Annotated in this window: 14 protein-coding genes; 9 read left to right on the forward strand and 5 right to left on the reverse strand. The window is 71.0% G+C overall.

Annotated elements, in window-relative coordinates; all coding sequences use genetic code 11:
• Positions 1-16: 16 nt before the first annotated feature.
• From AMO33_RS09490 to paaI, 4 genes are all read left to right on the forward strand, one after another.
• On the forward strand, positions 17-643 hold the full coding sequence (locus tag AMO33_RS09490) for a TetR/AcrR family transcriptional regulator (protein ID WP_011208687.1): 627 nt from the start codon (positions 17-19) through the stop codon (positions 641-643).
• A gap of 74 nt (positions 644-717) precedes the next feature.
• Positions 718-2763 carry a phenylacetic acid degradation bifunctional protein PaaZ gene (gene paaZ / locus AMO33_RS09495; protein ID WP_060592068.1) on the forward strand — a complete coding sequence of 682 codons (2046 nt, stop codon included), beginning with the start codon at positions 718-720 and terminating at the stop codon, positions 2761-2763.
• On the forward strand, positions 2760-3074 hold the full coding sequence (locus tag AMO33_RS09500) for an EthD family reductase (protein ID WP_011208685.1): 315 nt from the start codon (positions 2760-2762) through the stop codon (positions 3072-3074). Before paaZ ends, AMO33_RS09500 begins: the two co-directional genes overlap by 4 nt.
• Before the next feature lie 61 nt (positions 3075-3135).
• On the forward strand, positions 3136-3549 hold the full coding sequence (gene paaI, locus AMO33_RS09505; RefSeq protein WP_060592070.1) for a hydroxyphenylacetyl-CoA thioesterase PaaI: 414 nt from the start codon (positions 3136-3138) through the stop codon (positions 3547-3549).
• A gap of 36 nt (positions 3550-3585) precedes the next feature.
• Here paaI and AMO33_RS09510 read toward each other — a convergent pair whose 3' ends face one another.
• Positions 3586-4503 (reverse strand): LysR family transcriptional regulator, encoded by a 918-nt coding sequence (locus tag AMO33_RS09510; protein ID WP_060593401.1) that lies wholly within the window; start codon positions 4501-4503, stop codon positions 3586-3588.
• 229 nt (positions 4504-4732) lie between these two features.
• On the opposite strand from AMO33_RS09510, the gene AMO33_RS09515 reads away from it, so the two are divergent.
• From AMO33_RS09515 to AMO33_RS09525, 3 genes are read left to right on the forward strand one after another with little or no spacing between them, the layout of a single operon-like run.
• On the forward strand, positions 4733-5284 hold the full coding sequence (locus AMO33_RS09515; protein ID WP_240327467.1) for a 2,4'-dihydroxyacetophenone dioxygenase family protein: 552 nt from the start codon (positions 4733-4735) through the stop codon (positions 5282-5284).
• Between the two features lie 17 nt (positions 5285-5301).
• Positions 5302-6078, forward strand: a complete 777-nt coding sequence (locus tag AMO33_RS09520) for an SDR family NAD(P)-dependent oxidoreductase (RefSeq protein WP_041560878.1) — start codon at positions 5302-5304, stop codon at positions 6076-6078.
• Between the two features lie 10 nt (positions 6079-6088).
• Positions 6089-6751 carry a hypothetical protein gene (locus AMO33_RS09525; RefSeq protein WP_060592071.1) on the forward strand — a complete coding sequence of 221 codons (663 nt, stop codon included), beginning with the start codon at positions 6089-6091 and terminating at the stop codon, positions 6749-6751.
• A gap of 162 nt (positions 6752-6913) precedes the next feature.
• Here the strand turns inward: AMO33_RS09525 and AMO33_RS09530 are convergent, their stop codons facing one another.
• Both AMO33_RS09530 and AMO33_RS09535 read right to left on the reverse strand, forming a co-directional pair.
• Positions 6914-8803, reverse strand: a complete 1890-nt coding sequence (locus AMO33_RS09530; protein ID WP_060592073.1) for an ABC transporter ATP-binding protein — start codon at positions 8801-8803, stop codon at positions 6914-6916.
• Positions 8800-10617, reverse strand: a complete 1818-nt coding sequence (locus AMO33_RS09535) for an ABC transporter ATP-binding protein (protein WP_060592074.1) — start codon at positions 10615-10617, stop codon at positions 8800-8802. Before AMO33_RS09535 ends, AMO33_RS09530 begins: the two co-directional genes overlap by 4 nt.
• 244 nt (positions 10618-10861) lie before the next feature.
• On the opposite strand from AMO33_RS09535, the gene AMO33_RS09540 reads away from it, so the two are divergent.
• Together AMO33_RS09540 and AMO33_RS09545 are read left to right on the forward strand one after the other, a co-directional pair.
• Positions 10862-11677, forward strand: a complete 816-nt coding sequence (locus AMO33_RS09540) for a DUF1206 domain-containing protein (protein ID WP_060592076.1) — start codon at positions 10862-10864, stop codon at positions 11675-11677.
• A gap of 126 nt (positions 11678-11803) precedes the next feature.
• Entirely contained in the window at positions 11804-12304 is a 501-nt protein-coding gene (locus AMO33_RS09545) for a nitroreductase/quinone reductase family protein (protein ID WP_159005413.1), read from the forward strand.
• A gap of 24 nt (positions 12305-12328) precedes the next feature.
• On the opposite strand, the gene AMO33_RS09550 is transcribed toward AMO33_RS09545, so the two are convergent.
• The gene (locus AMO33_RS09550) at positions 12329-13132 is read right to left on the reverse strand and encodes an ABC transporter permease (RefSeq protein WP_011208675.1); all 804 of its coding nucleotides are present in this window, start codon (positions 13130-13132) and stop codon (positions 12329-12331) included.
• Positions 13129-14094: an ATP-binding cassette domain-containing protein gene (locus AMO33_RS09555; RefSeq protein WP_060592079.1), complete on the reverse strand. Its 966-nt coding sequence runs from the start codon at positions 14092-14094 to the stop codon at positions 13129-13131. Before AMO33_RS09555 ends, AMO33_RS09550 begins: the two co-directional genes overlap by 4 nt.
• Positions 14095-14157 lie beyond the last annotated feature (63 nt).

A 14157-nucleotide genomic window follows, 5' to 3' on the forward strand; every position in this document is an offset into this window, starting at 1 on the left:
GCGTCAAGATGGACGGATGACCTCAGCGCGCCCCACCCAACGCACCGGCCGCCCGGGCCGTCCCGGCTACGACCTGGACTCGCTGCTGTCGGTGGCGGTGAAGGTGTTCAACGACCGGGGCTACGACGCGACGAGCATGGAAGTGCTCGCCAAGCGGCTCGGCATCGCCAAATCGGCCATCTACCACCACGTCTCGGGCAAGGGCGAGTTGCTCGAGCTGGCACTCTCGCGCGCGCTCAACGGCCTGTTCGCCGCGACCACCGAGGAGGGGGCGATCACCGGCCGGTCCATCGACCGGCTCGAGTACGTGGTGCGGCGCGCGGTCGAGGTGCTGGTGGCCGAGCTGCCCTACGTCACACTGCTGTTGCGGGTGCGCGGCAACACCCCCGCCGAGAAGCGCGCGCTGGCCCGCAGGCGCGAGTTCGACGCCTTCGTCGCGGGCCTGGTCGCGGCGGCGGGCGAGGAGGGCGATCTGCACACCGATGTCGATCCCGCCCTGGCCAGCCGGCTGATCTGGGGCATGATCAACTCCATCGTGGAGTGGTACCGCCCGCGCGGGGAGAACTCCGCCGACGAGATCGCCGACGCCGTGGTCGCCATCGTCTTCGACGGCCTGCGCCGCTCCGGCCCGGCCACCGGCTGACCCCCGACCTTGACATGCGCGCGGCTCTCCCGGATGGTAATTACCGACCGAATGTTCAGTTGAACGGAGAGCTGATGAGCGAACTGCTGCAAAGCTACGTGGGGGGCCGCTGGGTCACCCCGCCCGACGAGGGCACCCCGTTGCTCAGCGCCGTCGACGGCAGCGTGGTGGCTCGCCTCTCGTCGACCGGCGTCGATCGGGCGCACATGGTCGATCACGCCCGCACCGTCGGCGGCCCGGCGCTGGCCGCGCTCACCTTCCACGAACGCGCCGCCCGGCTCAAGGCGCTGGGCAAGTACCTGCTCGAGCACAAGGCCGAGCTGTACGCGATCTCCGCGCACACCGGCGCGACCGAGCGCGATTCGGCCGTCGACATCGACGGTGGCGCGGGCACCCTGCTCAGCTACGCGAGCAAGGCCACCCGCGAACTGCCCAACGACACCGTGTATCTGGACGGCGGCGTGGAGCGCCTCGGCCGCAAGGGCACCTTCGCCGGTCAGCACATCTACACCGCGCGCCGCGGCGTCGCCGTGCAGATCAACGCCTTCAACTTCCCGGTCTGGGGTTTCCTGGAGAAGCTCGCTCCGGCGTTCATCGCCGGCGTGCCTTCCCTCGTCAAGCCGGCCGGCCAGACCGCCTACCTCACCGAGGCGGCGTTCCGCTTGATCATCGAGTCCGGGCTGCTGCCGGAGGGCTCGGTGCAACTGCTGTGCGGCAGCGCCGGTGACCTGCTCGACCACCTCGGTGGGCAGGACTCGGTGGCGTTCACCGGTTCGGCCGAGACCGCCGCACTGCTGCGCGCGCACCCGGTGGTGGTGCGCGAGGCGGTGCGGTTCACCGCCGAGGCCGACTCGCTCAATGCCTCGATCCTGGGCGCCGATGTCACGCCCGGCTCCCCCGAGTTCGAGTTGTTCGTCGGCCAGCTGGTCACCGAGATGACGGTGAAAGCGGGCCAGAAGTGCACCGCGATCCGGCGGGCCCTGGTGCCGGAACCGATGGTCGACGCCGTGGTGGACGCGGTGCGGGAGCGGCTGGCCCGGGTGGTCGTTGGCGCCCCCGGCGCCGACGGGGTCACGATGGGCGCCCTGGCCGGGATCGATCAGCGCGAGGAGGTCCGCAAGGCGGTGCGGGCGCTGACCAAGAGCGCGCAGATCGTCTTCGGTGATCCGGAGTCCGTGACCGTCGTCGGGGCCGACGCCGCCACCGGCGCGTTCCTGTCGCCGATCCTGCTGCGCTGCGACGACCGCGAGGCCGTCGAACCGCACGAGGTCGAGGCGTTCGGGCCGGTGAGCACCGTGCTCGGCTACCGCGACACCGCCGACGCGATCGCACTGGCCGCACGCGGCAAGGGCAGCCTGGTCGCCTCGGTCGTCACCGGCGACACGGCCGTCGCGCGCGAGATCGTGCTCGGCCTGGCCCCCTATCACGGGCGGGTGCTCGTTCTCGACACCGTCGACGCCCGGGAGTCCACCGGGCACGGTTCCCCGCTGCCCACGCTCGTGCACGGCGGACCGGGCCGGGCGGGCGGCGGCGAGGAGCTCGGCGGCATCCGCGGCGTCCTGCACCACATGCAGCGCACCGCCGTGCAGGGCAGCCCCGCGGTCCTCACCGCGGTCGGACGGCGCTGGGTCACCGGTGCCGACCAGGTGCGCGGCGACGTGCACCCGTTCCGCAAGGACCTCGGACAGCTGAAACTCGGCGACACCATCGTGGCGGGCCCGCGCCGGGTCACCCTCGACGACATCGGCCACTTCGCCGAGTTCACCGGCGACACCTTCTACGCCCACACCGATCCCGAGGCGGCCGCAGCCAACCCGCTCTTCGGCGGCATCGTCGCGCACGGCTACCTGGTGGTGTCGCTGGCGGCCGGATTGTTCGTCGACCCCGCCCCGGGCCCGGTGCTGGCGAATTTCGGCGTCGACAATCTGCGGTTCCTCACCCCGGTCAAGGCCGAGGACGAACTGACCGTCACGCTCACCGCCAAGCAGATCACCCCGCGCACCAGCGCCGCCTACGGCGAGGTCCGCTGGGACGCCACCGTCACCAACCAGAACGACGAGGCCGTCGCCACCTACGACGTGCTCACGCTCGTCGCCAAGCCCGAGGGAGAAACCAAGTGAGCTACCAGATCTCGGTCTGCTACGGCACGCCCGACGACCCGGCGGCCTTCGACGAGTACTACCGCACCACGCACGTGCCGCTGGCCGCGAAGGTGCCCGGCCTGGCCGGGCTCAGCTGGGGCAAGTGCCGCTCGCTGGACGGCTCGGAGCCGCAGTTCTACGCGGTGGCGCAGCTGCGCTTCGCCACCGAGGCCGACCTCCAGCAGGCGCTGGCCTCGCCGGAGATGAAGGCCGCGGGCAAGGATGTGCGCAACTTCGCCACCGGCGGCGCCAGCATGTTCGTCCAGCAGCTGGAATCTCCCCTGTCCTGAATGATGGTGCGGTGGGCGCGGTCTCGTCCCGCGCCTACCGCCCGCACCGTGAGGAGCCCGTATGACCACGGTCGACGAGTCGGCCACCGCCCACGCCCGGCAGATGTTCGCCGACGACCTCGCCTCGCGTGCGCTCGGCATCGAGATCGTCGCGCTGAGCCCCGGCCATGCCACCGCGACGATGACCGTGTCCGACCGGATGGTCAACGGTCACGGCATCACCCACGGCGGCTACGTCTTCCTGCTCGCCGACACCACCTTCGCGCTGGCGTGCAACAGCCACGGTCGCGCCGCCGTCGCCGCCCGCGCCGACATCCGCTACCTGCGGCCCACCCGGGCCGGGGAACTGCTCACCGCCACGGCGGTGGAGCGCGCCGTATTCGGCCGCAACGGAATCTACGACGTCACGGTCACCGATGCGGCGGGCCGGACCGTGGCGGAATTCCGCGGGGACAGTCGCGTGATCGCGAACTGAGCGCGCACGAACCCGTCCCCTTTTCCACCGTTATTTCTACCGCTGCGTTCCCGTCGACGCCGCGGTATCGAAGTCGAATTCGGCGATTCTGCGGGCGGCGTCGCGTAACGCCTCGATCAGCGGTGAGCTGTCCTCGGCGCGCGTGCACAGGCACAGCGACGCCGGTTCCACGTCCCGTACCGGCACGAACACCACATCGGGGTGCCGGTGGGTGTCCTGGACGAATTTGCTGGTGATCGAGATGGCCACGCCGGTGGCGACGACCTCGAGCAGTTCGTCGATCGTGCGCACCGACGGCCCGTAGACGACCGGCCTGCCACTGGGGCGCGGATCGCAGGCCCACCAGCGCACCCATTCCCGGTCCGCCTCGTGGTCGGTCAGGTGCGGCTCGCCGTCGAGTTCGTCGACCGATATCGAATCCCGGTCCGCGAGCCGGTGCGCGACGGGCAGCGCGACCACCCGCGGCTCCTTGCACAGCACATCCAGGCGCAAGCCGCCCGCGTCGGCCACCGGTGGACGCATCAGCGAGGCGTCCACCTTGCCGTCCCGCACCGCCGACGCCTGCTCCGCCCAGCCCAGCTCCACCAATTCGATGGTGGCGACGCCGGATTCGCGTCGCACCAGATCCAGCAACGGTCTCGTGCGGGTCGCCAGGGCGGCGGTCATGAAGCCGATGCGCAGCGTCTCCCCCTCGGCCCGCACCGCCCCCACCGCACGCTGGGCCGCCGCGAGCGCCGCCCGCGCCTCGGGCAGGAATCGGCGCCCGGCCGGGGTGGGTTGCAGTGGATGCACCGAGCGGTCGATCAGCTCGACGCCGAGTTTCTGCTCGAGCTTGCGGATCTGCTGGCTCAGGGCCGGGGTGCTGATGTAGAGCCGCTGCGCGGCGCGCCCGAAATGGCCTTCGTCGAGCACCGTCACCAGATACGAGACCAGACGCAGGTTCAGGTCGACCACGACAGCCTCTCTCGCCGTGGCCAGCGACACCGCTGGCCTGTACCGATAAGCAGAAGGTTAACACCTCCCCCGAGGAATGTAATGGACATCACGTTCCTGCCGGGCGAGATTGGAAGCGTCTCGCACAGCCCCGCGAGAAATGCGCGGCGAATTCGCTGCACGCGCATCCGATCCGGTCGAATGTACCCGGCCGATCGATTTCCCGTTTCACCTCGAGAGGACCATCGCAGTGACCATCTCGGCACCCGTCGGCCCCACGTTCTGGATGCAGAATCCCGGCACCACCCCGAAAGGCGCGCGCAAGGAATTCGTCGACCCCGACGATATTCCGTGGACCGATTGGCTCATGCCCGGCACCCGATTCAAGCTGCTGTACGCGAACCTGGCCACCGGCGCCTTCACCGTGATCCTGCGGGTGGACCCGGGCGTGACGGCCACCCCGCATTGGCACCTGGGCACCGCACAGGCTTTCCTGCTCGAGGGCGGATTCCATTACGACCCCGACGATCCGGGCCGCGCGGGCACCTACACCTGTGAGGTCGCCGGCGCGGTCCACCAACCGGTCTCCCCCACCGGCACCACCATGCTGGCCTTCGTGGACGGCCCCATCGCCGGCTACCTGCCCGACGGCACCCTCGGTGTCGTCGCCGACGCCCGCCTGCACTACTACATGGCCCGCGACAACAACGCCGTCGCCCACACCCAGGTCGTCGACTACGCCACCGACCCCTCGCTGACCCTGCACGACGGGGCGCCGACCAGCGAGCGCACCCCGCGGTGAGCGATCGGAAGACACCCATGCTGCAGATATCCACCCCCGAACGGGCCGTTGTCACCGGTGCCGCGTCCGGGATCGGGCTCGCCATCGCCGAGCAGCTCATCGCGGCGGGCGGACGGGTGCTCGCGTTCGATCTGGACGGCGACGGGCTGGCCGCGGCGGCCGAGAAGTACGGCCGGGCGTATGTGCCGCACGTCGGCAGCGTCACCGACACCGACGAGGTGCGGGCGGCGGTCGGCAAGGCCGAGGCCGAGCTCGGCGGGATCGACAGCCTGTTCAACGTGGCGGGCGGGCTGCGGCCCGCGCCGATCGTCGGGCTCGCCGAGGACGACTGGGATTTCACCGTCGACGTCGTGCTGCGCAGCGTCTACCTGTGCACGAAATACGTGGCCGACAGCATGATCCGCGCGGGCAACGGCGGCTCGATCGTCAACATCGCCTCGGTCAACGCGCACATCCCGCTCTACGGCGGCAGCGCCTACGCCGCGGGGAAGGCGGGCGCGGACATGTTCGCCAAGAACGCCGCCCTCGAACTGGGCAGGCACGGCATCCGGGTGAACTCCGTGCTGCCCGGCCTGGTGCAGACCCCGATGGCCGGGTTCATCCTCGGCAACGACCAGATCATGCGCGAATTCCGCGCCAACGCCGTGTTGAAGCGGCCCGCGCAACCCGCCGAGCTGGCCGCTCCGGCGGTGTTCCTCGCCAGCAGCGCCGCCGGTTACATCACCGGCGCGAGCCTGGTGGTGGACGGCGGATACGAAATCGGCAGCTACCCCGACCTCAGCACCCACCTCTAGGAGAACGACGATGACCACCCTGCAGCATCACAGCACCGCCGCCCCGCGCACCTCCTACGAGGAGGAACTCGTCCACATGATGGACGACATCGACGCCCTGATCGAGAAGCAGACCGTCCCGCTCTACCGCAAGATCCTCATCAACTACCGCAGGCACGCCCTGCTCGAGGTGTCGGGCCGCTACGACGAACTGCTCCAGCCGGAGATGACCGTCGCCCACCCGCGCTACCGGATCTTCGAAGGCGGCCAGGGCGTCATCCTCGACGGAATGGACCAGGTCCGCGGCTTCTATCGGTCGCTGGCCGAGCTGGACATGCTGGTGATGTGGACCGGCCGCCAGCGGATCGCCGTCGGCGACCACGGCTTCGCCGGAGAGGCGGAATTCAGCCAGTTCGTGCCCGGAAAGATGCTCGGCGACAACGTCTTCGCCTCGATGGACGACGCCGCCGCCAAGACGGACTCCGGCTACGATCCCGACGCCTACTACCTGGTCCGGCGCACCCTGGCCTTCGTCTGGCCCTACGACGAGACCGGCCGGATGGTCGGTGAACACGTCTACGAGGACACCAACTCCAAGACGGTGACCCGTGTCGACACCGCCGAGGTCATCACCGGCGCCCGCGCGGCCGAACTGCTCGCCCCGCTCATCGAGAAGTACGAGCTACCCGCCTGAGCGTACGACGGCGGACGCCGGCGCGGCCCCGAACCAGACCCGGTTCGGGGCCGCGCCCGCTCGCCGCCTGCTCACCCCCGGACGGCGACCGCATCCCCTTCGAGCAGCATGCTCGGCAGCGCCGACGCCGAAATCGGCGAACGCGCCGCGACTGTGGCACCCTCACACCAGCGATTCCCGCCACGCGGCATGGAGGCCCGCGAATCGCCCGTCACCCGCGATCAGCTCGGCGGGCGTGCCGTCCTCGACGACGCGGCCGTTCTCCAGCACCAGCACCCGGTCGGCGATGGCGACGGTCGACAGGCGGTGCGCGATGATCACCGCGGTGCGCTCGCGCAGCACGGTTTCCAGTGCGCGCTGCACCAGACGCTCCCCGGGGATGTCCAGGCTCGAGGTGGCCTCGTCGAGCACGATCACCGCCGGATCGGCCAGGAACACCCGGGCGAAGGCGACCAGCTGGCGTTGGCCGGCCGACAGTCGCCCGCCGCGTCTGCGCACATCGGTGTCGAAACCTTCCGGCAGCGCCGCGACGACCTCGGACAGGCCGACGGCACGGGCGGCCTCGTACACCTCGGCGTCGGTGGCTTCCGGCCTGCCGAGCCGGATGTTGTCGGCCACCGAGCCGGAGAACAGATACGACTCCTGGGTCACCATCACGACGTGCCGGCGCAGGTCGGCGTCGGTGAGGCGCCGCAGGTCGACGCCGTCCAGCGTCACCCGCCCACCGGTGGGGTCGTAGAAGCGGGTGAGCAGCTTGGCGAGCGTCGACTTGCCCGCGCCGGTCGGCCCCACCAGGGCCACCACCTGCCCGGCCGGGATGTCGAGGGTGAACTCCGGCAGCACCGGTCCGGTCCGCCGGGCCGGCGCCTCCTCGGCGCCCGCGTAGTCGAACCACACGTTCTCCAGCCGCATCGCGCCCGAAACCTTCTCCAGCCGCACCGGATCCGCGGGCTCGGGTACGGCGGGCCGCTCCTCGAGCACGCCGGAGATCTTCTCCAGCGCCGCCGCGGCCGACTGGTAGGAGTTGAACACCTGGGCCAATTCGTCGAGCGGACCGTAGAAGTTCTTCAGATACAGCAGGTAGGCCGCGAGCACACCGACCGCGAGGTCGCCGTGCACCACCCGCCACGCCCCGACCACGAGCACCACCACCGTGGTGAGGTTGCCCAGCAGCCGGGTCAGTCCCGCGTAATCGCCCATGCCGCGGGATGCGGCGACGTTGGCCGTGCGGTAGGCGTCGTCCTCGGCCGCCAACACGCTCGCGTTGCGCTGTTCGCGCCGGAACGCCTGCACCGCCCGCATGCCGCCCATCGCTTCCACGAAGTGCACCACCACGCGCGCGATGGCGCCGCGGGTGCGGCGGTAGCCCGCGCGCTGCCTGCGCTGCGCCCAGCGGGTGACCAGGAACAGCGGCACGAACCCGGCGAACACGACCGCGGCCAGCGGACGGTCGAGGTAGACCAGCAGCACCGCGATGGTGACCACCGACAGGATCGCGCCCAACGCCTCGTTGAGCGCGCCCTCGAGCAGCTCCTGCAGGGTCTCGATGTCGCCGGTGAGGCGGGTGACGACCTTGCCGGAGGTGTACTTCTCGTGGAACCCGACGTCGAGGCGCTGGGTGTGCGCGAACGCGCGCACCCGCAGGTCGTAGAGCACGTTCTGGCTGAGCCTGCCCGCCAGCCGCACGAAGCAGAAGGTGGTGACCCCGCCCAGCAGGGCGGCGCCCGCGTATCCGCCGACGGCGATGCTCAGCGGACCCCAGTCGCCCGCGCGGCCCGCGCCGATGCCGCGGTCGAGGGCGTAGGCGACGAACAGCGGGCCGGCCACGGTGACGGCGTTGTCCACCACGATGATCGCCAACGCCAGGGCGAGGGTGCCGCGATACGGGCGAACCAGGTCGGCGAGCAGCCGACGCGAGCGCCGGGCGAGCACGAGGTTTCCGGTCTCGGTGACCTCGGTGTCCTCGTTGGCGATGCCGCGCCAGTCGGCGGCCTCGTCCGGCTCGGTGTTCGGCCCGGTGGCGCGCTCGGTCACGGCGCTGTCGGTGCTCATGGTTCACCTCCCATCAGTTCGCGATAACGGCTGCTGGTGCGCAGCAACTGGTCGTGAGCGCCCTCGGCGCGGACGCGGCCGTCGTCGAGTAGGACGACACGGTCGGCCAGGGCCGCGGTCGACGGCCGGTGCGCGACGAGCAGGGTGGTGGCTCCGGCCAATGCGCCGCGCAGCCGCTGCTGGACCCGTTCCTCGGTCTGCACGTCCAGCGCCGAGAGCGGGTCGTCGAGCACCACGACGCGGGCGCGCCGCTGCTGCCCCGCCCTGGCCAGCACCGCCCGTGCCAGCGCGAGCCGCTGACGCTGGCCACCGGACAGGCTCAGCCCCTGCTCCCCGATCCGGGTGTCCAGCCCCCACGGCAGCGCGTCGACGAACTCGGTCGCCTGGGCGACCTCGAGGGCCGCTCGCACGTCGGCGTCGGTCGCGGCCGGATCGCCGAGCGCGACGTTCTCCCGCACGCTCGCCGAGAACAGCACGGGCTCTTCGAACGCCACGGTCACCAGCGAACGCAGATCCGCCAGCCGCAGCCGCCGGATGTCGATACCGTCGATGCGCACCGCACCGCCGGTCACGTCGTGCAGTCGCGGAATGAGCCCGAGCAGCGCGGTTTTGCCGCTGCCGGTGGCACCCACCAGCGCGACCGTCTCCCCGGGCCGCACCACCAGCGAGATGTCGCGCAGCACCGGCTCCCGCGCGTCCGGGAACGCGAAACGCACGTTCTCCAACCGTAATTCGCCGGTGACGCGTTCGGGCAGCGGCACCGGGTCGACCGTGTCGGTGATGTCGACGGGGGTGTCGATGATCTCCCAGAAGCGGTCGGCGGCGGTGCCCGCGTCGTTGAGTTCGGCGAGCAGGAAGCCGGTCCAGATGATCGGCCACTGCAGGAACGTGGCCAAGGTGACCGTGCCGACCACCGCGCCCAGCGATATCGTGCCCGACACCACCGAATACGCGCCGAACCCGAGCGCGAACACCAGGATCAGCTCCGACAGCGACACCATCGCCGACCACAGGGTCGCATCCAGACGCACCTTCGCCAACTCGGTCTCGCGCAGGGCGCGGGCCTGCGCGGCGAACTTCGCACCGAAGAACGGGCCGCGTCCGAATGCCTTGAGCACGCGGATGCCCTGCGCGGCCTCCTGAGCCGTGGTCGACAGGTCGCCGGCCTGATCCTGCGACCGCCGGGAGGCGACCGAGTAGCGTCGCTCGAAGCGCGCGCAGACCGCGGCGATCGGCACCGCGGCCACGGCGTAGACGAGGCCGATCTGCCAGCTCATCACCGCCAGCACCACCAGCCCGACCGGGATCACCACGGCGTGGATCACCAGAACGGGGCCGGCGAATCCGATGAAGCGGCGCAATCGCGCGAGGTCGTCGACCGCGCGGGAGAGCAGCTGCCCGGCTTCCCAGGCGTCGTGGCGGCCGATCGAGCGCGCCTGCAACGCGGCGAATATCTCGGCGCGCATGGTGGTTTCGAAGCGGGTCGCCGGTTCGGCCAGCAGCCAGCGCCGCCCCCAGATACCGACGGCCTCGATCACCCCGAGCACCAGCACCGCGCTCACCGGCACCAGCACACCGCCCAGGTCGCCCGCGGCGATCGGCCCGTCCACGATGCGGGCGACGACCAGCGGCGTCACCACGGCGGTCAACATCGCCAGCACCGACATCGCGGTGGCCGCGACGAAAGGCACGCGGTACGGCCGCAGGTAGGGCCGGAACCGTAGCAACGAGGTCAGCGCGCCGCGGGAACGCTCCCGCGGCCCGGGTCTGTCGACCTCCGCGGCCTCGGCATTCTCCTCCACCGTGATGGACACGGTGATCCCCCTTTCCGATGACTCTCAGCGCATTTCCCGGCGCTCCCCGCACCGGCGAACCTCAAGCCTGTCACCACCGCCCGCCCGAGCCAACCGATTTTCCACAGGGCGGGCCGCGGCGACCGCCCTGTGCACCACCGGCCACGACCCCGGCCGCCACCGTTTCGACGCCGTGCCGCCGGGTATCTGCGGATCGACCCCGGCCGCGCCCGACGCGCCGGGCCCGCACGGATGAGAAGGCATAATGGTTTTCGGCAACACTTCGGCGGCGTCCAGCACGGACCGCATCGCCCAGCACCCCACCTTCGAGCGATTCGCTCGCGCCGGCTTCGTCATGACCGGCATCGTCCACCTGATCGTCGCCTATCTCGCCCTGCGCGTGGCGTTCGGTGGTGGCGGCACGGCCGACCAGTCCGGCGCCATGGCGCAGATCGCCGCCGCCCCGGGCGGACGGGTCGTGCTGTGGATCGCGGTCGCGGCGTTCCTGCTGATGGCGCTGTGGCGGCTGGCCGAGGCGGTGTTCGGCAGCGCGTCCAAACCCGACCACGACAACCGTCGCAAGGAGGCGATGCGGCGCGGCAAGGCACTCGCGGTCGCCGTCGTCTACGCGGCGCTGGCGCTGACCGCCTTCACCTTCGCGCGCGGCGGCGGCAAGTCGAGCAGTGGCGAGAGCCAGAGCCTCACGGCGCGGTTGCTGGCGAACACCGCGGGCAAAGCGGTCCTGATCGCCGCCGGGCTGGTCGTGCTCGGGGTCGGCGCCTACTACGTCTACAAGGGCGTCACCGGAAAGTTCCTGAAGGATCTCGACACCGCGGGCCCCGCCATCCGCCGCCTCGGCACCGCGGGCCACATCGCCAAGGGCCTGGCCATCGGCGCGATCGGCGCCCTGCTGATCCTCGCGGTCGCCCAGTCGGACCCGAGCAGGTCGGCCGGGCTGGACGGCGCCCTCAAGACATTGCTCGCCCAGCCCTACGGCGTGGTGCTGCTGGTGCTCGCGGCGATCGGCATCGCCACCTACGGTCTGTTCAGCTTCGTGCAGGCCCGCCACGCCAAGATGTAAGCGGCCGAACGGGTTCGGACGCCGACATACCCGAGCCGCATGGTCTTCGGACGCCGGCCGGACGCTCCCTGGAGCGGACCGGCCGTCGGCTACTCTCGGGGCATCCGCCGTCCGAGGAGTCGCACCGTGTCCCAGTCGCCCGTTCGGAACCCCTACGGCACGCCGTCCACGTCCGGCCCTCGCCCCATCAGCCGGTTCCAGCAAGTCGTCAACGCGGTCGTGCGCACGCTGCTGCGCGCGCCCGTCCTCGGCCCGGTGGTCGGTCGTCGCCTGCTGATCCTGCATGTGGTAGGTCGCAAGACCGGCCGGGTGTTCGACATCCCGCTGGCCTACACCCGCCATGACGGTGCGCTGCTGATCGGGACCGCGGTGCGGCCGTGGGTGCGCAACCTCCGCCCGGGCACCCCGGTGCAGGTGTCGATGGGCGGGCCCCGCCGCACCGCCGAGGCCGAGGTGTTCACCGACGAGGCCGAGGTGATGCGGCTGTTCGAGATCATCGCGCGCGACAATCCGCGCAATGCCGAGTACAACGGCATCGGTTTCGCCTCGGACGGCTCCCCGAACAAGGCCGACATCTACCAGATTTGGCGGGCGGGCGGCGCGGTCATCCGCCTCACCCCGCGCTGACCGCCGGTCGGCGCCCTCGTGCGGTCAGTTGCCCAACGCGCGGAATCGGCGCACCGCCAGGGGCAGGAACACCGCGGTGATCAGCAGCGGCCAGAGCACCGCCGCCGCCACCGAGTGCGCCGAGATCCACGACGCGCCACTCCACCCGGGATTGCCACACAGCGCGCGGACCGCGGACGCGGTGGCGGACAAGGGATTCCAGTCGGCGATCGTGCCGAGCCAGCGCGGCATCGTCGCGGTGTCGACGAAGGCGTTGGACAGGAACAGCAGCGGCCAGACCAGCACCTGCACGACGGCCACCGATTCCGGCCCGGCGACGACGAGCCCCAGGTAGATGCCCACCCAGAGCAGGGCGAACCGCAACATGAGCAGCAATGCCACCGCCGCGAGCGCGTCACCGAGGCCGTGATGCCACTGCCAGCCGACCGCGAGCCCGGTGCCGACCACGACGGCCAGCGCGATCACGGTGTTGAGCAGGTCGGCGGCGCACCGGCCCGCGACCACCGCGGCGCTGCTCATCGGCAGGGAGCGGAACCGGTCGGTGACGCCCTTGGCGGCGTCGGCGGCGACGGCCGCCATGGTCGACTCCAGCCCGAACAGCATGGTCATCGCGAACATGCCCGGCATCAGGTACTCGTAATAGCGTCCATTCCCCGGTGTTTCGATCGCCCCGCCGAAGAGTGTGCCGAACATCAGGATGACCATGACCGGGAAGAGCCAGCCGACCACCACGGTGGCGGGCCGATTGACCCAGTGCGTCAGGTTGCGGCGGGTGATCGTGCGGATGTCGTCGATCATCCCGGAGGTGCGGGGGGCCAGGCTGGTCATGCGGGAACCTTTCCGTGCCGGGTCAGGTGAAGGAACACCTCGTCGAGCGACGGGGTGCGGACGTCGAGATCGCGCGGGGCGAGGTCGGCGCGGCGCAGCACGTCGGCCAGCGCGAGCACACCCTCGGCGCGATCGAGGACGGGGATGCGCACGGTATGGGTGGCCGGGTCGGTGGTCACCTCGCCGCACGCGAGGGGCCGGGCGAGTTCCGCCGCGTGCTCGGCGGCGGACGTGTCGTCGAAGGTGGTTTCCACCCAGTCGGATCCGACGCGCGACTTCAGCTCGGCAGGTGTCCCGGCGGCGATCACCCGTCCCTGGTCGAGCAGCGTGATGTGGTCGGCCAGCCGGTCGGCCTCCTCCAGGTACTGGGTGGTCAGCAGCACGGTGGTGCCCGCGGCGACGAGTTCGGTCACCGCCGCCCACACCTGCAGCCGCGCGGCGGGGTCGAGCCCGGTGGTCGGTTCGTCGACGAACAGCACCGGCGGAGTGACGATCAGCGCGGCAGCCAGGTCGAGACGGCGGCGCATGCCACCGGAGTAGTCCCCGACCGGCCGCTTCTCGGCCGCCGCGAGGTCGAAGCGGTCGAGCAACTCCGCGGCGCGCCGGGCGGCCGCGCGCGGGCCGAGGCCGTTGAGCCGGCCGAACATCACCAGGTTCTGCCGCCCCGAGAGGATCTCGTCGACCGCGGCGTTCTGGCCGACCAGCCCGATGCGCTCGCGGACCCGCACCGGATCGCGTACTACGTCGTACCCGGCCACCCGCGCGGTCCCGGCGTCGGGCCGCAGCAGCGTCGCGAGGATGCGCACCGCCGTGGTCTTGCCCGCGCCGTTGGGTCCGAGCAGCGCGCACACCGTGCCCGCCGCCACAGTCAGGTCGATGCCGTTCAGTCCGGTGCCCGCGTCGGCGCCCCGGTAGTTCTTGCGCAACCGGCTGATCTCGATCGCCGGATCGGGATTCTGCATTCCATCACTCCTTCGAACGGTACTTTGTACCGTACTAAGTACGGTACAGCCTGTCGAGGGGTG

Origin of the sequence: Nocardia farcinica (assembly GCF_001182745.1) — a bacterium.
Taxonomy (GTDB): Bacteria; Actinomycetota; Actinomycetes; order Mycobacteriales; family Mycobacteriaceae; genus Nocardia; species Nocardia farcinica.